Source organism: Pseudomonas sp. ASL9 (genome assembly GCF_056680335.1).
The window spans coordinates 3551770-3569992 of sequence record NZ_CM155277.1; the positions used below are offsets into that span (position 1 = coordinate 3551770).

Sequence of the window (18223 nt, forward strand, 5' to 3'; positions counted from 1 at the left end):
ACAACAGTGGAGCTAGTAGATGGCAACTATCAACCAGCTGGTACGTCAGCCGCGTAAGCGTATCGTCGAGAAATCCGACGTACCTGCGCTGCAGAACTGCCCGCAACGTCGTGGCGTATGCACTCGTGTGTACACAACTACGCCGAAAAAACCTAACTCGGCACTGCGTAAAGTATGCCGTGTGCGCCTGACCAACGGTTTCGAGGTTTCCTCGTACATCGGTGGTGAAGGTCACAACCTGCAAGAGCACAGCGTGGTACTGATCCGCGGCGGTCGTGTAAAAGACTTGCCAGGTGTTCGTTACCACACCGTTCGCGGCTCCCTGGATACTTCCGGCGTCAAAGGTCGTAACCAAGGTCGTTCGAAATACGGTACCAAGAAGCCTAAGTAGTATTTGGCTCCTTGTAAAAATGCAGATTTCTAATTTTCTGAGTCGATAAGAGTAAGGTCGGGCGCACCTCGCAAGAGCGCTGTGGTCCCGAGCTAACCTGAAGACCGTTTGAGGGCTTATCCATGCCAAGAAGACGCGTAGCAGCCAAGCGCGATGTGCTTGACGATCCAAAATACGGCAGCCAGATTCTGGCCAAGTTCATGAACCACGTGATGGAAAGCGGCAAGAAAGCCGTTGCCGAGCGTATCGTTTATGGCGCGCTGGAAAAGGTTAAAGAACGCAAGAACAGCGACCCCCTGGAAATCTTCGAGAAAGCTCTCGACGCCATCGCTCCGCTGGTCGAAGTGAAGTCGCGCCGTGTAGGCGGTGCTACTTACCAGGTTCCGGTCGAAGTTCGTCCGTCCCGCCGTAACGCCCTGGCAATGCGCTGGTTGGTAGACTTCGCGCGCAAGCGTGGCGAAAAGTCTATGGCTCTGCGTTTGGCTGGCGAATTGATGGACGCTGCTGAAGGTAAAGGTGCTGCTGTTAAGAAACGTGAAGACGTGCACCGTATGGCTGAAGCCAACAAGGCTTTCTCGCACTACCGCTTCTAATTTCAGCGTCACTAATTTTGCGAGGGCTTTATGGCTCGTACTACTCCGATTAACCGCTACCGTAACATTGGTATCGTAGCTCACGTGGATGCTGGTAAAACCACCACCACTGAGCGCGTCCTTTTTTACACCGGCGTAAACCACAAAATGGGCGAGGTGCATGATGGCGCCGCGACCATGGACTGGATGGTGCAGGAGCAGGAGCGTGGTATCACTATCACCTCCGCTGCGACCACGGCCTTCTGGTCGGGCTCTGACAAGCAATTCGACAAATATCGCTTCAACATCATCGATACCCCTGGCCACGTTGACTTCACTATTGAAGTAGAGCGTTCGCTGCGTGTGCTCGACGGTGCTGTCGTGGTGTTCTGTGGTACGTCGGGTGTTGAGCCTCAGTCGGAAACCGTATGGCGTCAAGCCAACAAGTACGGTGTTCCGCGTCTTGTTTACGTAAACAAGATGGACCGTGCGGGTGCCAACTTCCTGCGCGTTATCGATCAGATCAAGAAGCGCCTGGGTCACACTCCAGTCCCTATTCAGCTCGCTATCGGCGCTGAAGACAACTTCCAGGGTCAGATCGATCTGATCAACATGGAAGCTGTGTACTGGGACGACGCTGACAAGGGTATGGCTCCTCGCCGCGAAGCAATTCCGGCGGACATGCTTGAGTTGGCTGAAGAGTGGCGCGGCAACATGGTAGAGGCTGCGGCCGAAGCTACTGATGAGCTGATGAACAAGTACCTCGAAGGTGAAGAGCTCACCATCGAAGAGATCAAGTCTGCTCTGCGTCAGCGTACTATCGCTGGTGAGATCGTTCTTGCTGTCTGCGGTTCTTCGTTCAAGAACAAGGGTGTTCCCTTGGTTCTCGACGCCGTTATCGATTTCCTGCCGGCTCCAGCCGACATTCCAGCCATCAAGGGTTCTGACCCGGATGACGAAGAAGTCGCGATGGAACGTCATGCAAACGACGACGAACCGTTCTCGGCTCTGGCTTTCAAAATTGCTACCGACCCATTCGTGGGTACTCTGACTTTCGTGCGCGTTTATTCGGGCGTGTTGAGCTCCGGCGACGGCGTGATCAACTCGGTCAAGGGCAAGAAAGAGCGCGTTGGTCGTATGGTGCAAATGCATGCGAACACTCGTGAAGAGATCAAGGAAGTACGCGCTGGTGACATCGCGGCCTTGATCGGTATGAAGGACGTCACCACCGGTGACACCCTTTGCTCGAGCGACAAGCCGATCATCCTCGTTCGTATGGACTTCCCGGAACCCGTTATTTCGGTTGCCGTTGAGCCAAAGACCAAGGATGACCAGGAAAAAATGGGTATCGCTCTGGGCAAACTTGCTCAGGAAGATCCATCTTTCCGCGTCAAAACTGATGAAGAGACCGGTCAAACGATCATCTCTGGCATGGGTGAGTTGCACCTGGACATCCTGGTAGACCGGATGCGCCGTGAGTTCAACGTCGAAGCCAACATCGGTAAGCCTCAGGTTTCTTATCGTGAAAAAATCACGAAAGCCTGTGAGATCGAAGGCAAGTTCGTTCGTCAGTCCGGCGGCCGTGGTCAGTTTGGCCACTGCTGGATTCGTTTTGCTCCTGCTGATGAAGGTCAGGAAGGTCTGCAATTCGTGAACGAAGTAGTCGGTGGTGTGGTTCCTAAGGAATTCATCCCGGCTATCCAGAAGGGTATCGAAGAGCAGATGAAGAACGGCGTTGTTGCCGGCTATCCGCTGATCGGCCTGAAGGCTACCGTGTTCGATGGTTCTTACCACGACGTCGACTCCAACGAGATGGCGTTTAAGGTGGCTGCCTCCATGGCGACCAAGCAGTTGGCCACTAAAGGTGGTGGTGTGCTGCTTGAGCCGGTCATGGCTGTAGAGGTTGTTACACCTGAGGACTATATGGGTGACGTGATGGGCGACTTGAATCGTCGTCGCGGCATGATCTTGGGTATGGAAGATACGGTTTCCGGCAAAGTGATTCGCGCCGAGGTTCCGTTGGGTGAGATGTTCGGTTATGCGACCGACGTCCGTTCCATGTCTCAGGGTCGCGCGAGCTACTCTATGGAATTCAAAAAATACGATGTAGCTCCGTCGCATATCGTCGAAGCTGTCACTAAAAAACAAGGCTGATTCAGCCCCCTTTAGGCTAGGAGTTAATTGTCGTGGCTAAAGAAAAATTTGAACGTACCCTCCCGCACGTCAACGTTGGCACCATTGGTCACGTTGACCATGGCAAAACTACGCTGACTGCTGCTCTGACTCGAGTGGCTGCGGAAGCGTTTGGTGGTAAAGCAGCTGATTTCGGCAGCATCGATAGCGCGCCGGAAGAAAAGGCTCGCGGTATCACCATCAACACTGCACACGTTGAGTATCACACCAAGGCTCGTCACTACGCTCACGTTGACTGCCCAGGTCACGCTGACTATGTGAAGAACATGATCACTGGTGCTGCGCAGATGGACGGCGCTATCCTGGTTTGCTCGGCAGCTGATGGTCCTATGCCTCAGACTCGCGAGCACATCCTGTTGTCCCGTCAGGTAGGCGTTCCGTACATCGTGGTCTTCCTGAACAAGGCTGACCTGGTAGACGACGCTGAGCTGCTGGAACTGGTTGAGATGGAAGTGCGCGATCTGCTGAGCGCTTACGACTTCCCGGGTGACGACACTCCAATCATTATCGGTTCCGCGCGTATGGCGCTGGAAGGTCTGGACGATAACGAAATGGGCACCACTTCGGTTCGTAAATTGCTCGACACTCTGGACAGCTACATTCCAGACCCAGTGCGCGCGATCGACAAGCCGTTCCTGATGCCAATCGAAGACGTGTTCTCGATTTCTGGCCGTGGCACCGTGGTAACTGGTCGTATTGAGCGTGGCATCATCAAGATCCAGGAAACGATCGAGATCGTTGGTCTGCGTGATACCGTGACCACTACCTGCACCGGCGTTGAAATGTTCCGTAAGCTGCTCGACGAAGGTCGTGCTGGCGAGAACTGCGGCGTGCTGTTGCGCGGTACCAAGCGTGAAGACGTTGAGCGTGGCCAGGTTCTGGTTAAGCCAGGTTCGGTTAAGCCGCACACTACGTTCACCGCAGAAGTTTACGTTCTGAGCAAAGAAGAAGGCGGCCGTCATACTCCGTTCTTCAAAGGCTACCGTCCACAGTTCTACTTCCGTACAACTGACGTGACCGGTAACTGCGAATTGCCAGAAGGCGTTGAAATGGTAATGCCAGGTGATAACATTCAAATGACTGTTACCCTGATCAAAACCATCGCGATGGAAGAAGGTCTGCGTTTCGCCATTCGTGAAGGCGGTCGTACCGTCGGCGCTGGCGTAGTAGCCAAAATCATCGCGTAAGCGTTGATTGATAAAAGGCCTCCGCTTGCGGGGGCTTTTTTATTGGGTTGACACTAGGTTGGGTCGTCTATAGAATTGCGCCTCCTTTTAACGGGCGTATTGCGCCCGGTGGGAATAGCAGCTGGGAGTCTGAAATCCAATGCAAAATCAGCAAATCCGTATCAGGTTGAAGGCTTTTGACCATCGCCTGATCGACCAATCCACCCAGGAAATCGTGGAAACCGCGAAACGTACTGGTGCACAAGTGCGTGGTCCGATTCCACTTCCTACCCGTAAAGAACGGTTCACTGTTCTGGTTTCTCCGCACGTCAACAAAGACGCGCGCGACCAGTATGAGATCCGTACTCACAAGCGCGTTCTGGACATCGTCCAGCCAACGGATAAAACCGTTGACGCACTTATGAAGCTTGATCTTGCGGCCGGTGTGGAAGTACAGATCAGCCTCGGCTAAGACTCGGGTCTTAGTCGTGTAACGCTCTGAAATGGGCGGCCATAGCGGGTGAAAGCCCCGTACACTCATGAGGTTTACAACATGACTATTGGTGTAGTCGGTCGTAAATGCGGTATGACCCGTATTTTCACCGAAGAAGGTGTCTCCATTCCGGTTACGGTCATTGAGATCGAGCCGAATCGCGTCACCCAGTTTAAAACCGAAGAAACCGATGGCTATCGTGCAGTGCAAGTCACTGTCGGTGTGCGTCGTGCTTCGCGTGTGACTGCTGCTCAAGCAGGTCACTTCGCAAAAGCGAACGTTGCTGCTGGTCGCGGTGTTTGGGAGTTCCGTCTTGAAGAAGGCGACTACCAGGCTGGCGACGTAATCAATGCAGAAATCTTCACCGCTGGTCAGATGGTCGATGTGACCGGTCAGTCCAAAGGTAAAGGTTTCCAGGGTACGATCAAACGCCACAATTTCCGTGGCCAAGACAATACTCACGGCAACTCCGTATCCCACCGCGTCCCAGGCTCAATCGGCCAGTGCCAGACTCCTGGTCGTGTATTCAAGGGCAAAAAAATGTCCGGTCATATGGGCGCTGAGCGCGTGACCGTGCAGTCCCTGGAAGTGGTGCGCGTGGACGCTGAACGCAATCTGTTGTTGGTCAAGGGTGCTGTTCCTGGCGCTACTGGCGGCAACCTGGTTGTACGTCCGGCAGCCAAGGCTCGCGGTTAAGGGGAAGCTGAACATGCAATTAAATGTAAATGATTCTCAAGCGATCGAAGTTTCCGAACTAACGTTCGGCGGCGAGTTCAACGAGACGCTGGTTCACCAAGCAGTCGTGGCCTACATGGCCGGCGGCCGTCAAGGTAGCAAGGCTCAGAAGACCCGTTCAGACGTTTCCGGTGGCGGTAAGCGCCCATGGCGTCAGAAAGGTACTGGTCGCGCTCGTGCTGGTACTATCCGTAGCCCAATCTGGCGTGGCGGCGGTACCACTTTCGCGGCTCGTCCTCAGGATCACTCCCAGAAACTCAACAAGAAGATGTATCGCGCAGCATTGCGCTCCATCCTTGCTGAGCTGGTACGTACTGATCGTCTGGTCGTGGTTCAGGACTTCGTAGTTGAAGCGCCAAAAACCAAAGACCTGCTGAACAAGCTGAATGGCATGGGTCTGACTGATGTCTTGATCGTGTCTGATGCTGTTGATCAGAACCTGTACCTGGCTGCTCGTAACCTGCCGCACGTTGATGTTCGTGACGTACAGGGTTCCGATCCAGTTAGTCTGATCGCATACGACAAAGTGTTGATCACTGTGTCGGCCGTGAAGAAATTCGAGGAGCTGCTGGGATGAACCAGGAACGCGTATTTAAAGTTCTACTCGGCCCGCACGTTTCCGAGAAGGCTACGGTTCTGGCTGACAAGAAAGGCCAGTTCGTTTTCAAGGTTGCTACCGATGCAACCAAGCTGGAAATCAAGAAGGCCGTCGAAAGCCTGTTCAGCGTGAAAGTAGAGCGTGTTACTACCCTGAATGTTCTGGGTAAGAGCAAGCGCACTGCTCGCGGTCTGGGCAAGCGTAATGACTGGAAGAAGGCGGTTATCTCCCTTCAACCAGGCCAAGATCTCGATTTCAGCAGCAGTGCTGAGTAAGGAAGGGGTGCATCATGGCAATCGTTAAATGCAAACCGACTTCCCCTGGCCGCCGTTTTGTGGTCAAGGTGGTCAACCAGGAGCTGCATAAAGGCGCTCCTCACGCACCGCTGCTCGAGAAAAAATCGAAGACCGGTGGTCGTAACAACAATGGCCGTATTACCACTCGTCACATCGGTGGTGGTCATAAGCAGCATTATCGTTTGGTCGATTTCCGTCGTAACGACAAAGATGGCATCACTGCCACCGTTGAGCGTATCGAATACGATCCAAACCGTACTGCTCACATCGCACTGCTGCTGTACGCAGACGGCGAGCGCCGCTACATCATCGCCCCTAAAGGCGTTAGTGCTGGCGACCAGTTGATCGCAGGTGCTTTGGCACCGATCAAACCGGGCAACGCTCTTCAACTGCGTAACATTCCAGTTGGTAGCACCGTACACGGCATCGAATTGAAGCCGGGTAAAGGCGCGCAAATCGCTCGTTCCGCTGGTGCATCTGCTCAGCTGGTCGCGCGTGATGGTGTCTACGTGACACTGCGTCTGCGCTCTGGTGAGATGCGTAAAGTGCTGGCTGAATGCCGTGCAACGCTTGGCGAAGTCTCGAACTCCGAGCACAGCCTGCGTTCGCTGGGTAAAGCTGGTGCCAAACGCTGGCGTGGCGTTCGCCCAACCGTTCGTGGTGTTGCCATGAACCCGGTTGACCACCCACATGGTGGTGGTGAAGGTCGTACCTCTGGTGGTCGTCATCCGGTATCGCCGTGGGGCTTCCCGACTAAGGGCGCGAAGACTCGTGGTAATAAGCGTACCGATAAAATGATCGTCCGTCGTCGCAAGTAAATAGAGGGATACGACAGTGCCACGTTCTCTGAAAAAAGGTCCTTTTATTGATCTTCACCTACTGAAGAAGATCGAAGTGGCGGCGGAAAAGAACGATCGCAAACCAGTTAAGACCTGGTCGCGCCGTTCAATGATCCTGCCACAAATGGTCGGTTTGACCATTGCTGTGCATAACGGTCGTCAACATGTCCCAGTTCTTGTGAACGAAGACATGGTCGGCCATAAACTAGGCGAGTTTGCCGGTACCCGCACTTATCGTGGGCACGTGGCAGACAAGAAAGCCAAGCGTTAAGGGGTAAGGAACGATGGAAGTAGCCGCTAAGTTGTCGGGCGCTCGAATCTCCGCCCAGAAAGCCCGCTTGGTCGCCGACCAGATCCGCGGGAAGAAGGTGGGCGAAGCGCTCAACCTGTTGGCTTTCAGCAGTAAGAAAGCCGCCGAGATCCTGAAGAAAGTGCTGGAGTCGGCCGTAGCCAACGCCGAGCATAACGAAGGCGCAGACGTTGATGACCTTAAGGTCTCCACCGTTTTCGTCAACGAAGGGCGTTCGCTGAAGCGAATCATGCCGCGTGCCAAAGGCCGCGCTGATCGCATCGTCAAGCGGTCTTGCCATATCACTGTCAAGGTTGCTGACAAGTAACGGAGTCGAAGAGATGGGTCAGAAAGTACATCCCATTGGCATTCGCCTGGGAATCGTCAAGGAGCACACCTCCGTCTGGTACGCAGACGGTCGGACTTATGCGGACTATTTGTTCGCTGATCTGAAGGTGCGTGAATATCTCCAAGACAAACTAAAAAGCGCGTCCGTAAGCCGTATCGATATCCATCGTCCGGCTCAGACTGCACGTATCACCATCCACACCGCTCGTCCCGGCATCGTGATCGGCAAGAAAGGTGAAGATGTTGAGAAACTGCGTCAGGACCTGACCAAGCAAATGGGTGTGCCTGTGCACATCAATATCGAAGAGATCCGTAAGCCGGAGCTCGACGGTATGCTGGTTGCGCAGAGCGTAGCTCAGCAGCTGGAGCGTCGCGTAATGTTCCGTCGCGCTATGAAGCGCGCTGTTCAGAACGCCATGCGCATTGGTGCCAAAGGCATCAAAATCCAAGTGAGCGGTCGTCTCGGCGGTGCTGAAATCGCACGTACTGAATGGTATCGCGAGGGTCGTGTGCCACTGCACACCCTGCGTGCCGACATCGACTATGCCAACTACGAAGCTCACACCACTTATGGTGTGATCGGTGTAAAGGTTTGGATCTTCAAAGGCGAAGTAATTGGTGGTCGCCAAGAAGAGCTAAAACCACAAGCACCAGCGCCTCGTAAAAAAGCTGCTAAGTAAGGGGTACGCCAAATGTTGCAACCAAAGCGTACGAAGTTCCGCAAGCAGATGACAGGCCACAACCGTGGCTTGGCACAGCGCGGTAGCAAAGTCAGCTTCGGCGAATATGCGCTGAAGTCTGTTGCTCGTGGTCGTCTCACCGCTCGTCAGATTGAGTCAGCGCGTCGTGCACTGACCCGTCACGTTAAACGTGGCGGCAAAATCTGGATCCGTGTATTCCCGGACAAACCTGTCACCAAAAAGCCACTCGAAGTTCGAATGGGTAAAGGTAAGGGTAACGTGGAGTACTGGGTTGCCCAGATTCAGCCAGGCAAAGTCCTGTATGAAATCGAGGGTGTTACTGAAGAGCTGGCGCGTGAGGCTTTCGCCCTGGCTGCTGCGAAGCTGCCACTCGCCACCTCCTTTGTTAAACGGACGGTGATGTGATGAAAGCGAATGAACTTCGTGAAAAATCAGCACAGCAGCTGAACGAGCAATTGCTCGGCCTGCTGCGCGACCAGTTCAATCTGCGTATGCAGAAAGCAACTGGCCAGTTGGGGCAGTCTCACCTGCTCTCGCAAGTTAAACGTGACATTGCTCGCGTGAAGACTGTGCTTAACCAGCAGGCAGGTAAGTGATCATGGCTGAAGCCGAAAAAACCGTCCGTACGCTGACTGGCCGTGTTGTCAGCGACAAGATGGACAAGACCATCACCGTTCTGATCGAGCGTCGCGTAAAGCACCCGATCTACGGTAAATATGTTAAGCGTTCGACTAAGCTGCACGCGCACGACGAAACCAATCAGTGCCACATCGGCGACAAAGTCACGATTCGTGAAACTCGTCCGCTGGCCAAGACCAAGTCTTGGGCATTGGTTGATATTCTCGAACGCGCTGTGGAAGTCTAAGGACTAGGGGTCGGAGAAATTATATGATTCAGACTCAATCCATGCTCGATGTGGCCGATAACAGCGGCGCACGCCGCGTTATGTGCATCAAGGTGCTGGGTGGCTCCCATCGTCGTTACGCGGGTATCGGTGACATCATCAAAGTGACCGTCAAGGAAGCAATTCCGCGCGGCAAGGTGAAAAAAGGCCAAGTGATGACTGCAGTAGTAGTCCGCACTCGCCATGGTGTTCGTCGCGCTGACGGCTCCATCATCCGCTTTGATGGCAACGCTGCTGTTCTGTTGAACAACAAGCAAGAGCCGATCGGCACCCGTATCTTTGGGCCAGTGACCCGTGAACTTCGTACTGAGAAGTTCATGAAGATCGTCTCGCTCGCCCCAGAAGTGCTGTAAGGAGATCCGACATGCAAAAGATTCGTCGTGACGACGAGATCATCGTGATCGCCGGCAAAGACAAAGGTAAGCGCGGTAAGGTGCTTAAGGTTCTCGTTGACGACCGTCTGGTCGTTGGTGGGCTCAACCTGGTTAAGCGTCATACCAAGCCAAACCCGGCGTCGGGCGTTCAGGGCGGTATCGTCGAGAAAGAAGCGCCATTGCACGCTTCTAACGTCGCCATTTTCAACGGCGCAACCAACAAGGCAGATCGCGTTGGTTTCAAAGTTGAAGACGGCAAAAAAATTCGTGTCTTCAAGTCGACCCAAAAAGCGGTTGATGCTTGAACACTGCTAGGTAGAAGACCATGGCACGACTAAAAGAGATTTACCGGAAGGAAATCGCTCCGAAGCTTAAGGAAGAACTTAAGCTCTCGAACGTGATGGAAGTTCCGCGCGTTACAAAGATCACCTTGAACATGGGTCTGGGCGAAGCGGTCGGTGACAAAAAAGTCATCGAGCACGCTGTTGCTGACCTGGAAAAGATCACCGGTCAGAAAGTCGTTGTGACTTACGCTCGGAAATCCATCGCTGGCTTTAAAGTCCGTGAAGGTTGGCCGATCGGCGTTAAAGTTACTCTGCGTCGCGATCGTATGTACGAATTCCTGGATCGTCTGCTGTCGATCTCCCTGCCTCGGGTTCGCGACTTTCGCGGCCTGAATGCCAAGTCCTTCGATGGTCGTGGTAACTACAGCATGGGCGTTAAAGAGCAGATCATTTTCCCGGAAATCGATTACGACAAGATCGATGCTCTTCGCGGTCTGGACATTACCCTGACCACCACTGCTCGTACGGATGACGAGGGTCGCGCATTGCTGCGTGCCTTCAAGTTCCCGTTCCGCAACTGATTGGAGTAGGACAATGGCCAAGATGAGCATGAAAAACCGCGAGCTGAAACGTCAGCTCACGGTTGCCAAGTACGCCAAGAAGCGTGCAGAACTGAAAGCTATCATCGTTGATCTGAACGCAAGTCCAGAAGCGCGTTGGGAAGCTCAGGTAGCTCTGCAGAAGCAGCCACGTGACGCAAGCGCTGCGCGCATGCGTAACCGCTGCCGCATCACTGGCCGTCCACACGGCGTCTATCGCAAGTTCGGCCTTGGCCGTAACAAGCTGCGTGAAGCAGCAATGCGTGGCGACGTTCCTGGTCTGGTCAAGGCTAGCTGGTAAGGCGTCCGTCTCGTCTCGCACAGGTTAATCTTGTAAAAGATTGGCCGGTGTGAGGCGTGATTTTGAATCAAGCCCCTTTTGGGGCTTGATTCATTTCCGGGGTGTGTCTAGAATGATCGGCTCGCCTGAGCCCGTGTGTTCATTTGCCCGGAGTTTCTCGGCGACAAGCTGTAGCCGCAAGGCTAATTATTTTTGTAACAGGAGCGTCTAGCCCATGAGTATGCAGGACCCGTTAGCGGACATGCTAACTCGTATCCGTAATGCCCAGATGGCTGAAAAGCCCGTCGTAAGCATGCCATCTTCCACGTTGAAGGTAGCTGTAGCCAAAGTTCTCAAGGACGAAGGTTATATTGCGGGTTATCAGATCAGCAGCGAAATCAAACCGCTGCTATCCATCGAGCTGAAATACTTCGAGGGCCGTCCAGTCATCGAAGAAGTGAAGCGCGTTAGCCGTCCAGGCCTGCGTCAGTACAAGTCCGTCGATGATCTGCCAAAAGTTCGTGGCGGTCTCGGTGTGTCTATCGTCTCCACCAACAAAGGTGTGATGACGGATCGTGCTGCGCGCGCTGCCGGTGTCGGCGGCGAAGTTCTTTGCACAGTGTTCTAAGGGGGGATAAGCATGTCACGCGTAGCTAAGAACCCCGTTAAGTTGCCAGCAGGCGTCGAAGTTAAACTCGTCGGCCAGCAGCTTTCGGTGAAGGGTGCCAAGGGCACTCTAGATCTGAACATCCATTCGTCCGTTGAGATTGTTGAAGAAGCTGGTGAGCTGCGTTTCGCTGCTCGCAATGGCGATCAACAAACTCGCGCAATGGCCGGCACCACTCGTGCACTGGTTAACAACATGGTCCAAGGCGTAAGCCAAGGCTTCGAGCGTAAGCTCCAGCTGGTCGGTGTTGGTTATAAAGCGCAAGCAAAAGACAAAGTGCTGTCCCTGGCTCTCGGCTTTTCGCATCCAGTGGAATACGACCTGCCGAATGGCATCACCGCTGAGACTCCCAACCAGACCGATATCTTCATCCGAGGTATCGATAAGCAGTTGGTTGGTCAAGTGGCCGCTGAGATCCGCGACTTCCGCCGTCCTGAGCCATACAAAGGCAAAGGTGTGCGTTACGCGGACGAAGTCGTCCGCCGTAAAGAAGCCAAGAAGAAGTAGGGCATAGCAAATGACCGTCAAAAAAGTTACCCGACTGCGTCGCGCTCGCAAAGCACGCTTGAAAATGCACGAATTAGAAGTCGTGCGTCTCTGCGTGTTCCGCTCTTCGCAGCACATTTATGCCCAGGTCATCTCGGCCGACGGCAGCAAAGTCTTGGCGAGCGCCTCGACTTTGGACAAAGAACTGCGTGATGGAGCCACTGGCAACATCGACGCGGCCACTAAGGTTGGCCAGCTGGTCGCTGCGCGTGCGAAAGCCGCAGGCGTCTCGCAAGTGGCTTTTGACCGTTCTGGCTTCAAGTACCACGGCCGCGTCAAGGCGCTGGCTGATGCTGCTCGTGAAGGCGGGCTGGAGTTCTAAGTTATGTCAAATAACGACCAAAAACGCGACGAAGGCTACATTGAGAAGCTGGTTCAAGTGAACCGCGTTGCTAAAACCGTTAAAGGCGGCCGTATCTTCACTTTCACCGCGTTGACCGTGGTTGGTGATGGTAAAGGGCGCGTTGGTTTCGGTCGTGGCAAGTCACGTGAAGTGCCTGCTGCGATCCAGAAAGCAATGGAAGCTGCTCGCCGCAACATGATCCAGGTGGACCTTAACGGTACCACTCTGCAGTACGCTATGAAGTCCGCCCATGGCGCTTCGAAGGTGTACATGCAGCCTGCGTCTGAAGGTACCGGTATCATCGCTGGCGGCGCTATGCGCGCAGTGTTGGAAGTTGCTGGTGTTCAGAACGTACTGGCCAAGTGCTATGGCTCGACTAACCCGGTAAACGTGGTTCACGCCACTTTTAAAGGTTTGAAGGCTATGCAGTCTCCTGAATCTATTGCTGCCAAGCGCGGCAAAAGTGTCAAGGAGATCTTCTGATCATGGCTACCGTTAAAGTAACGCTGATCAAAAGCATGACCGGTCGCATCCCTAACCACAGATTGTGCGTTAAGGGTTTGGGTCTGCGTCGCATCGGTCACACTGTAGAAGTGTTGGATACTCCCGAGAATCGCGGGATGATCAACAAGGCTTACTACATGCTGCGAGTCGAGGGTTAATCGATGAAACTCAATGATCTGAGTCCAGCGCCGGGTTCCCGTCGCGAAAAGCATCGTCCGGGCCGTGGTATCGGTAGTGGTTTGGGTAAGACAGGTGGCCGTGGCCACAAAGGTCAATCCTCCCGCTCCGGTGGCACTATCGCTCCGGGCTTTGAAGGCGGCCAACAGCCGTTGCATCGTCGTCTGCCGAAATTCGGTTTCGTCTCCTTGAAAGCTATGGATCGCGCAGAAGTGCGTCTTTCCGAACTGGCTAAAGTGGAAGGCGACATCGTCACCGTGCAGTCCCTGAAGGATGCCAACGTGATCAACCAAAACGTACTACGTGTGAAAATCATGTTGTCCGGTGAGGTTACTCGCGCTGTCACCATCAAAGGTATCGCTGCCACCAAAGGTGCGCGTGCGGCTATCGAAGCAGCTGGCGGCAAGTTCGAGGAATAAATGGCTAAGCAAGGTGCTCTCTCAGCGCTCAGCAAAGGCGGGTTATCCGAGCTCTGGGCTCGACTGCGTTTTCTACTCCTGGCGATTATCGTCTATCGGATAGGCGCGCACATCCCAGTTCCTGGTATCAACCCGGACCGGCTGGCGGACCTGTTTCGACAGAATGAGGGGACCATTCTTAGCTTGTTCAACATGTTTTCCGGCGGCGCGCTGGAACGGATGAGCATCTTCGCGCTGGGGATCATGCCGTACATCTCGGCATCGATCATCATGCAGTTGATGACCGCCGTCAGCCCGCAGTTGGAGCAGTTGAAGAAGGAAGGTGAGGCTGGTCGTCGTAAGATCAGTCAATACACCCGCTATGGCACCGTCGTCCTCGCTCTTGTTCAGGCTATTGGCATGTCCATTGGTCTGGCAGGGCAGGGCGTTGCGTTCACTGGTGACTTTGGCTTCCATTTCGTTGCGGTATCCACGTTTGTGGCTGGCGCAATGTTCATGATGTGGCTGGGTGAGCAGATTACCGAGCGCGGTGTTGGTAACGGTATCTCGATGTTGATTTTTTCGGGTATCGTCGCCGGTCTTCCGAGAGCGATAGGGCAGTCTTTCGAGTCTGCGCGTCAGGGTGATATCAATATTTTCGCCTTGGTCGCCATCGGTTTGCTGGCAGTAGCGATTATCGGTTTTGTGGTGTTCATTGAGCGTGGTCAGCGTCGTATTGCTGTTCACTACGCCAAGCGTCAGCAGGGTCGCAAGGTCTTCGCTGCGCAGACTAGCCACTTGCCGCTGAAAGTGAATATGGCTGGTGTGATTCCAGCTATTTTCGCGAGCAGCATTTTGCTGTTCCCGGCTTCGTTGGGTGCCTGGTTCGGTCAGTCTGAAGGTATGGGCTGGTTGCAGGACATCTCGCAGTCGATCGCTCCTGGTCAGCCGTTGAATATTCTGCTGTTTAGTGCAGGGATTATTTTCTTCTGCTTCTTCTATACGGCGTTGATGTTCAATCCGAAAGACGTAGCGGAAAACCTGAAGAAGTCCGGTGCCTTTATTCCGGGCATCCGTCCGGGTGAGCAGTCTGCGCGCTATATTGATGGCGTTCTGACCCGCTTGACCATGTTCGGTGCTCTTTATATGACGGCCGTGTGTCTGCTTCCCCAGTTCCTGGTGGTTGCGGCAAACGTACCGTTCTACCTTGGCGGGACTTCGTTGCTGATCGTCGTAGTGGTTGTGATGGACTTCATGTCCCAAGTACAATCGCACCTCGTTTCGCACCAGTACGAATCCCTGATGAAGAAAGCCAACCTGAAGGGCTACGGCAGCGGCATGCTGCGCTGAAGCACCCATAAGGTTTAGGAGTTGGTCATGAAAGTTCGTGCATCGGTTAAAAAGCTGTGCCGTAACTGCAAGATTATTCGCCGCGAAGGTGTGGTTCGAGTAATTTGCAGCGCGGAACCACGTCATAAACAGCGCCAAGGCTGAGTGTGATTTGTGCTAAAAGCCCGGCAGCTAGTGCGCTGCTGGGTTGATTATTTGTTATTACAGCGATATTATCTCGCGCCCTATTTCTTGGCTTCCGGGGCGTAGGTAGCTGTCAATTGGAGTCCCACTGAATGGCCCGTATTGCAGGCGTTAACATTCCAGATAACAAGCATACTGTTATCTCGTTGACCTACATCTATGGTGTTGGTCGCACCACTGCACAGAAAATTTGTGCAACCACTGGGGTTAACCCAGCGGTGAAGATCAAAGATCTGAGCGACGAGCAGATTGAACAGCTGCGTGGCGAAGTGGCAAAGTTCACCACTGAAGGTGATCTGCGTCGCGAAATCAACATGAAAATCAAGCGCTTGATGGATTTGGGCTGCTACCGCGGTCTACGCCATCGTCGTGGTCTTCCAGTACGCGGTCAGCGTACCAAGACCAACGCGCGTACTCGCAAAGGTCCGCGTAAGCCGATCCGCAAGTAATCGCACCAGCGCAACGACAGGAATTTAGTCATGGCAAAACCTGCTGCTCGTCCTCGTAAAAAAGTTAAAAAGACAGTGGTTGATGGCATCGCCCACATCCACGCGTCTTTTAACAACACAATCGTCACCATTACCGATCGTCAAGGTAACGCGCTTTCTTGGGCTACCTCAGGCGGCTCGGGTTTCCGCGGTTCTCGCAAGTCCACCCCGTTCGCTGCTCAAGTAGCTGCTGAACGTGCTGGTCAAGCTGCGCTGGAATATGGCCTGAAGAACCTCGACGTTAACGTCAAGGGTCCAGGTCCAGGTCGTGAATCCGCAGTCCGTGCTTTGAACGGCTGTGGCTACAAGATCGCCAGTATCACCGACGTGACGCCAATCCCGCACAACGGGTGCCGTCCGCCGAAGAAGCGCCGCGTGTAATCCAGGAGACTGTAAGAAATGGCTCGTTACATTGGTCCAAAATGCAAACTTGCACGTCGTGAAGGCACCGATCTCTTCTTGAAGAGCGGCGTCCGCGCTATCGAATCCAAGTGCAACATCGAAGCTGCCCCAGGTATCCACGGCCAACGCCGCGGTCGCCAATCCGATTACGGCACCCAACTGCGTGAAAAGCAGAAGGTCCGTCGTATTTACGGCGTTCTCGAACGTCAATTCAGCGGTTATTACAAAGAAGCAGCCGGCAAGAAAGGCGCTACTGGTGAGAACCTGCTGCAATTGCTCGAATGCCGTTTGGATAACGTTGTATACCGTATGGGTTTTGGCTCTACTCGCGCCGAATCCCGTCAGCTGGTATCGCACAAATCGATCAGCATTAACGGCAAAACCGTTAACGTTCCGTCCTATCAGGTTCGCCCTGGTGACGTGGTCGCTATTCGCGAGAAGGCAAAGAACCAACTGCGCATTGTCCAAGCTCTCGATCTGTGTGCCCAACGTGGCCGCGTAGAATGGGTAGAAGTAGACACTGAGAAAAAATCTGGCGTCTTCAAAAACGTTCCAGCTCGCAGTGATCTGTCCGCCGACATCAACGAAAGCCTGATTGTCGAGCTCTACTCCAAGTAAGGGCTAGAAAATAGGTGCATCCATGCAGATTTCGGTAAATGAGTTCCTGACACCCCGCCATATTGATGTGCAGGTTGTCAGTCCAACCCGCGCCAAGATCACTCTCGAGCCTCTCGAGCGTGGTTTCGGCCACACCCTGGGCAACGCGCTGCGACGCATCCTGTTGTCCTCAATGCCCGGCTGTGCAGTAGTCGAGGCCGAGATTGACGGTGTGCTCCATGAGTACAGCGCCATCGAAGGTGTACAGGAAGACGTAATTGAAATCCTGTTGAACCTTAAAGGTCTGGCTATCAAGCTGCACGGTCGAGACGAAGTTACGCTGACCTTGTCGAAGAAGGGTTCGGGGGTGGTTACCGCTGCCGATATTCAGCTGGATCATGATGTCGAGATCGTTAATCCCGATCACGTAATCGCTAACCTGGCGTCTAACGGCGCCTTGAACATGAAGCTCACCGTAGCTCGTGGTCGTGGTTATGAACCGGCCGATTCGCGTCAGAGCGATGAAGACGAAAGCCGCAGCATTGGTCGCTTGCAGCTTGACTCTTCGTTCAGCCCGGTTCGCCGTATCGCATACGTGGTGGAAAACGCCCGTGTCGAACAGCGTACTAACCTGGACAAGCTGGTTATTGATCTGGAAACCAACGGTACGCTGGATCCTGAAGAGGCTATTCGCCGCGCTGCAACCATCCTGCAACAGCAGTTGGCTGCATTCGTCGATCTCAAAGGTGACAGTGAGCCAGTGGTTATCGAACAGGAAGACGAGATCGATCCGATCCTGCTCCGTCCGGTTGACGATCTGGAACTGACTGTACGTTCGGCCAACTGCCTTAAGGCGGAGAACATTTACTACATCGGCGACCTGATTCAGCGCACCGAAGTAGAACTGTTGAAGACTCCGAACCTGGGTAAGAAATCCTTGACCGAAATCAAGGACGTTCTGGCCTCCCGTGGTCTGTCCCTCGGCATGCGCCTCGACAACTGGCCGCCTGCAAGTCTTAAGAAGGACGACAAGGCGACTGCCTGATCGTCGTAATCACCGAACGTTGTGTTTGGTAAGGAATGAACCATGCGTCATCGTAAAAGTGGTCGTCACCTGAGCCGCACCAGCTCGCACCGTAAGGCTATGTTTCAAAACATGGCGGTGTCGCTGTTTGAGCACGAGCTGATCAAAACTACACTGCCGAAAGCCAAGGAACTGCGCCGCGTTGCTGAGCCGCTGATCACCCTGGCCAAGACAGACAGCTTGGCTAACCGCCGTCTGGCCTTCGACCGTACTCGTTCGAAAGCCATCGTTGGTAAGCTGTTCAACGACCTGGGCAAGCGTTATGCAACCCGTGAGGGTGGCTACCTGCGCATCCTCAAGTGCGGTTTCCGCACTGGCGACAACGCGCCTATGGCGTACGTCGAGCTGGTTGATCGTCCGGTTGGTGGTGTTGTAGAAGCTGCTGAATAAGACGTCAGTCTGAACAAAGAACCGGGCCTAGT

Annotated in this window: 32 protein-coding genes; all 32 read left to right on the forward strand. The window is 54.0% G+C overall.

Features of this window, described 5'->3' with window-relative positions:
* Nucleotides 1–19 precede the first annotated feature (19 nt).
* The 32 genes from rpsL (at nt 20) to rplQ (ending at nt 18191) form a co-directional block, all read left to right on the forward strand.
* A complete protein-coding gene (gene rpsL / locus AC1ME2_RS16355; RefSeq protein WP_002555494.1) occupies nt 20–391 on the forward strand; it encodes a 30S ribosomal protein S12 in 372 nt (123 codons plus the stop codon).
* 122 nt (nt 392–513) lie between these two features.
* A complete protein-coding gene (rpsG, locus tag AC1ME2_RS16360; protein WP_003400433.1) occupies nt 514–984 on the forward strand; it encodes a 30S ribosomal protein S7 in 471 nt (156 codons plus the stop codon).
* A 30-nt stretch (nt 985–1014) separates the two neighbouring features.
* Nucleotides 1015–3117: an elongation factor G gene (fusA, locus tag AC1ME2_RS16365; protein ID WP_480435299.1), complete on the forward strand. Its 2103-nt coding sequence runs from the start codon at nt 1015–1017 to the stop codon at nt 3115–3117.
* A gap of 32 nt (nt 3118–3149) precedes the next feature.
* A complete protein-coding gene (gene tuf, locus AC1ME2_RS16370) occupies nt 3150–4343 on the forward strand; it encodes an elongation factor Tu (protein WP_480435301.1) in 1194 nt (397 codons plus the stop codon).
* 139 nt (nt 4344–4482) lie between these two features.
* Nucleotides 4483–4794, forward strand: coding sequence for a 30S ribosomal protein S10 (rpsJ, locus tag AC1ME2_RS16375; protein ID WP_003186070.1), 312 nt, complete (start codon nt 4483–4485; stop codon nt 4792–4794).
* An 81-nt stretch (nt 4795–4875) separates the two neighbouring features.
* Nucleotides 4876–5511, forward strand: coding sequence for a 50S ribosomal protein L3 (gene rplC, locus AC1ME2_RS16380; RefSeq protein ID WP_480435303.1), 636 nt, complete (start codon nt 4876–4878; stop codon nt 5509–5511).
* A gap of 13 nt (nt 5512–5524) precedes the next feature.
* A complete protein-coding gene (gene rplD, locus AC1ME2_RS16385; protein WP_480435305.1) occupies nt 5525–6127 on the forward strand; it encodes a 50S ribosomal protein L4 in 603 nt (200 codons plus the stop codon).
* Entirely contained in the window at nt 6124–6423 is a 300-nt protein-coding gene (gene rplW / locus AC1ME2_RS16390) for a 50S ribosomal protein L23 (protein ID WP_002555488.1), read from the forward strand. The genes rplD and rplW overlap by 4 nt, the downstream gene beginning before the upstream one ends.
* 14 nt (nt 6424–6437) lie before the next feature.
* Nucleotides 6438–7262, forward strand: coding sequence for a 50S ribosomal protein L2 (gene rplB, locus AC1ME2_RS16395; RefSeq protein ID WP_480435307.1), 825 nt, complete (start codon nt 6438–6440; stop codon nt 7260–7262).
* Nucleotides 7263–7278: 16 nt separating this feature from the next.
* Nucleotides 7279–7554, forward strand: a complete 276-nt coding sequence (gene rpsS, locus AC1ME2_RS16400; protein ID WP_002555486.1) for a 30S ribosomal protein S19 — start codon at nt 7279–7281, stop codon at nt 7552–7554.
* A gap of 13 nt (nt 7555–7567) precedes the next feature.
* Nucleotides 7568–7900, forward strand: a complete 333-nt coding sequence (gene rplV, locus AC1ME2_RS16405) for a 50S ribosomal protein L22 (protein WP_002555485.1) — start codon at nt 7568–7570, stop codon at nt 7898–7900.
* A 13-nt stretch (nt 7901–7913) separates the two neighbouring features.
* Nucleotides 7914–8600 carry a 30S ribosomal protein S3 gene (gene rpsC, locus AC1ME2_RS16410; protein WP_003176422.1) on the forward strand — a complete coding sequence of 229 codons (687 nt, stop codon included), beginning with the start codon at nt 7914–7916 and terminating at the stop codon, nt 8598–8600.
* 12 nt (nt 8601–8612) lie between these two features.
* Nucleotides 8613–9026 (forward strand): 50S ribosomal protein L16, encoded by a 414-nt coding sequence (gene rplP, locus AC1ME2_RS16415; RefSeq protein WP_095080428.1) that lies wholly within the window; start codon nt 8613–8615, stop codon nt 9024–9026.
* On the forward strand, nt 9026–9217 hold the full coding sequence (gene rpmC / locus AC1ME2_RS16420; protein WP_002555481.1) for a 50S ribosomal protein L29: 192 nt from the start codon (nt 9026–9028) through the stop codon (nt 9215–9217). The genes rplP and rpmC overlap by 1 nt, the downstream gene beginning before the upstream one ends.
* A 2-nt stretch (nt 9218–9219) precedes the next feature.
* Nucleotides 9220–9486 (forward strand): 30S ribosomal protein S17, encoded by a 267-nt coding sequence (gene rpsQ / locus AC1ME2_RS16425; RefSeq protein ID WP_003444370.1) that lies wholly within the window; start codon nt 9220–9222, stop codon nt 9484–9486.
* Between the two features lie 23 nt (nt 9487–9509).
* Nucleotides 9510–9878, forward strand: a complete 369-nt coding sequence (gene rplN / locus AC1ME2_RS16430) for a 50S ribosomal protein L14 (RefSeq protein ID WP_002555479.1) — start codon at nt 9510–9512, stop codon at nt 9876–9878.
* A gap of 11 nt (nt 9879–9889) precedes the next feature.
* The gene (rplX, locus tag AC1ME2_RS16435) at nt 9890–10204 is read left to right on the forward strand and encodes a 50S ribosomal protein L24 (RefSeq protein ID WP_219062783.1); all 315 of its coding nucleotides are present in this window, start codon (nt 9890–9892) and stop codon (nt 10202–10204) included.
* 20 nt (nt 10205–10224) lie between these two features.
* Nucleotides 10225–10764 (forward strand): 50S ribosomal protein L5, encoded by a 540-nt coding sequence (gene rplE, locus AC1ME2_RS16440; protein ID WP_219062782.1) that lies wholly within the window; start codon nt 10225–10227, stop codon nt 10762–10764.
* Between the two features lie 13 nt (nt 10765–10777).
* A complete protein-coding gene (gene rpsN / locus AC1ME2_RS16445; protein WP_219062780.1) occupies nt 10778–11083 on the forward strand; it encodes a 30S ribosomal protein S14 in 306 nt (101 codons plus the stop codon).
* A gap of 214 nt (nt 11084–11297) precedes the next feature.
* Nucleotides 11298–11690 carry a 30S ribosomal protein S8 gene (gene rpsH, locus AC1ME2_RS16450; protein ID WP_065833640.1) on the forward strand — a complete coding sequence of 131 codons (393 nt, stop codon included), beginning with the start codon at nt 11298–11300 and terminating at the stop codon, nt 11688–11690.
* Between the two features lie 12 nt (nt 11691–11702).
* Nucleotides 11703–12236 carry a 50S ribosomal protein L6 gene (rplF, locus tag AC1ME2_RS16455; protein WP_322166326.1) on the forward strand — a complete coding sequence of 178 codons (534 nt, stop codon included), beginning with the start codon at nt 11703–11705 and terminating at the stop codon, nt 12234–12236.
* A gap of 10 nt (nt 12237–12246) precedes the next feature.
* A complete protein-coding gene (rplR, locus tag AC1ME2_RS16460) occupies nt 12247–12597 on the forward strand; it encodes a 50S ribosomal protein L18 (RefSeq protein ID WP_480435311.1) in 351 nt (116 codons plus the stop codon).
* A gap of 3 nt (nt 12598–12600) precedes the next feature.
* Complete coding sequence (gene rpsE, locus AC1ME2_RS16465) at nt 12601–13101, forward strand: 30S ribosomal protein S5 (RefSeq protein ID WP_003186035.1); 501 nt, start codon at nt 12601–12603, stop codon at nt 13099–13101.
* Nucleotides 13102–13103: 2 nt separating this feature from the next.
* Nucleotides 13104–13280, forward strand: a complete 177-nt coding sequence (gene rpmD, locus AC1ME2_RS16470; protein WP_010438202.1) for a 50S ribosomal protein L30 — start codon at nt 13104–13106, stop codon at nt 13278–13280.
* A 3-nt stretch (nt 13281–13283) separates the two neighbouring features.
* Complete coding sequence (gene rplO / locus AC1ME2_RS16475; RefSeq protein ID WP_480435313.1) at nt 13284–13718, forward strand: 50S ribosomal protein L15; 435 nt, start codon at nt 13284–13286, stop codon at nt 13716–13718.
* On the forward strand, nt 13719–15047 hold the full coding sequence (gene secY, locus AC1ME2_RS16480) for a preprotein translocase subunit SecY (RefSeq protein WP_480435315.1): 1329 nt from the start codon (nt 13719–13721) through the stop codon (nt 15045–15047). It begins immediately after the preceding gene.
* A gap of 27 nt (nt 15048–15074) precedes the next feature.
* Entirely contained in the window at nt 15075–15191 is a 117-nt protein-coding gene (rpmJ, locus tag AC1ME2_RS16485) for a 50S ribosomal protein L36 (RefSeq protein ID WP_002555468.1), read from the forward strand.
* A 131-nt stretch (nt 15192–15322) separates the two neighbouring features.
* A complete protein-coding gene (rpsM, locus tag AC1ME2_RS16490) occupies nt 15323–15679 on the forward strand; it encodes a 30S ribosomal protein S13 (protein WP_002555467.1) in 357 nt (118 codons plus the stop codon).
* 30 nt (nt 15680–15709) lie between these two features.
* On the forward strand, nt 15710–16099 hold the full coding sequence (gene rpsK / locus AC1ME2_RS16495) for a 30S ribosomal protein S11 (RefSeq protein ID WP_002555466.1): 390 nt from the start codon (nt 15710–15712) through the stop codon (nt 16097–16099).
* A gap of 18 nt (nt 16100–16117) precedes the next feature.
* Entirely contained in the window at nt 16118–16738 is a 621-nt protein-coding gene (gene rpsD, locus AC1ME2_RS16500) for a 30S ribosomal protein S4 (RefSeq protein ID WP_219062773.1), read from the forward strand.
* Between the two features lie 22 nt (nt 16739–16760).
* Entirely contained in the window at nt 16761–17762 is a 1002-nt protein-coding gene (locus AC1ME2_RS16505) for a DNA-directed RNA polymerase subunit alpha (RefSeq protein WP_003176403.1), read from the forward strand.
* A gap of 42 nt (nt 17763–17804) precedes the next feature.
* Nucleotides 17805–18191, forward strand: coding sequence for a 50S ribosomal protein L17 (gene rplQ / locus AC1ME2_RS16510; RefSeq protein WP_219062771.1), 387 nt, complete (start codon nt 17805–17807; stop codon nt 18189–18191).
* The last annotated feature ends 32 nt before the right edge of the window (nt 18192–18223 follow it).

Coding starts and splice junctions, on each gene's coding strand:
- rpsL (WP_002555494.1), top strand. CDS start 20: ATGGCAACTATCAACCAGCTGGTACGTCAGCCGCGTAAGCGTATCGTC.
- rpsG (WP_003400433.1), top strand. CDS start 514: ATGCCAAGAAGACGCGTAGCAGCCAAGCGCGATGTGCTTGACGATCCA.
- fusA (WP_480435299.1), top strand. CDS start 1,015: ATGGCTCGTACTACTCCGATTAACCGCTACCGTAACATTGGTATCGTA.
- rpsJ (WP_003186070.1), top strand. CDS start 4,483: ATGCAAAATCAGCAAATCCGTATCAGGTTGAAGGCTTTTGACCATCGC.
- rplC (WP_480435303.1), top strand. CDS start 4,876: ATGACTATTGGTGTAGTCGGTCGTAAATGCGGTATGACCCGTATTTTC.
- rplD (WP_480435305.1), top strand. CDS start 5,525: ATGCAATTAAATGTAAATGATTCTCAAGCGATCGAAGTTTCCGAACTA.
- rplW (WP_002555488.1), top strand. CDS start 6,124: ATGAACCAGGAACGCGTATTTAAAGTTCTACTCGGCCCGCACGTTTCC.
- rplB (WP_480435307.1), top strand. CDS start 6,438: ATGGCAATCGTTAAATGCAAACCGACTTCCCCTGGCCGCCGTTTTGTG.
- rplV (WP_002555485.1), top strand. CDS start 7,568: ATGGAAGTAGCCGCTAAGTTGTCGGGCGCTCGAATCTCCGCCCAGAAA.
- rpsC (WP_003176422.1), top strand. CDS start 7,914: ATGGGTCAGAAAGTACATCCCATTGGCATTCGCCTGGGAATCGTCAAG.
- rplP (WP_095080428.1), top strand. CDS start 8,613: ATGTTGCAACCAAAGCGTACGAAGTTCCGCAAGCAGATGACAGGCCAC.
- rpmC (WP_002555481.1), top strand. CDS start 9,026: ATGAAAGCGAATGAACTTCGTGAAAAATCAGCACAGCAGCTGAACGAG.
- rpsQ (WP_003444370.1), top strand. CDS start 9,220: ATGGCTGAAGCCGAAAAAACCGTCCGTACGCTGACTGGCCGTGTTGTC.
- rplN (WP_002555479.1), top strand. CDS start 9,510: ATGATTCAGACTCAATCCATGCTCGATGTGGCCGATAACAGCGGCGCA.
- rplX (WP_219062783.1), top strand. CDS start 9,890: ATGCAAAAGATTCGTCGTGACGACGAGATCATCGTGATCGCCGGCAAA.
- rplE (WP_219062782.1), top strand. CDS start 10,225: ATGGCACGACTAAAAGAGATTTACCGGAAGGAAATCGCTCCGAAGCTT.
- rpsN (WP_219062780.1), top strand. CDS start 10,778: ATGGCCAAGATGAGCATGAAAAACCGCGAGCTGAAACGTCAGCTCACG.
- rpsH (WP_065833640.1), top strand. CDS start 11,298: ATGAGTATGCAGGACCCGTTAGCGGACATGCTAACTCGTATCCGTAAT.
- rplF (WP_322166326.1), top strand. CDS start 11,703: ATGTCACGCGTAGCTAAGAACCCCGTTAAGTTGCCAGCAGGCGTCGAA.
- rplR (WP_480435311.1), top strand. CDS start 12,247: ATGACCGTCAAAAAAGTTACCCGACTGCGTCGCGCTCGCAAAGCACGC.
- rpsE (WP_003186035.1), top strand. CDS start 12,601: ATGTCAAATAACGACCAAAAACGCGACGAAGGCTACATTGAGAAGCTG.
- rpmD (WP_010438202.1), top strand. CDS start 13,104: ATGGCTACCGTTAAAGTAACGCTGATCAAAAGCATGACCGGTCGCATC.
- rplO (WP_480435313.1), top strand. CDS start 13,284: ATGAAACTCAATGATCTGAGTCCAGCGCCGGGTTCCCGTCGCGAAAAG.
- secY (WP_480435315.1), top strand. CDS start 13,719: ATGGCTAAGCAAGGTGCTCTCTCAGCGCTCAGCAAAGGCGGGTTATCC.
- rpmJ (WP_002555468.1), top strand. CDS start 15,075: ATGAAAGTTCGTGCATCGGTTAAAAAGCTGTGCCGTAACTGCAAGATT.
- rpsM (WP_002555467.1), top strand. CDS start 15,323: ATGGCCCGTATTGCAGGCGTTAACATTCCAGATAACAAGCATACTGTT.
- rpsK (WP_002555466.1), top strand. CDS start 15,710: ATGGCAAAACCTGCTGCTCGTCCTCGTAAAAAAGTTAAAAAGACAGTG.
- rpsD (WP_219062773.1), top strand. CDS start 16,118: ATGGCTCGTTACATTGGTCCAAAATGCAAACTTGCACGTCGTGAAGGC.
- AC1ME2_RS16505 (WP_003176403.1), top strand. CDS start 16,761: ATGCAGATTTCGGTAAATGAGTTCCTGACACCCCGCCATATTGATGTG.
- rplQ (WP_219062771.1), top strand. CDS start 17,805: ATGCGTCATCGTAAAAGTGGTCGTCACCTGAGCCGCACCAGCTCGCAC.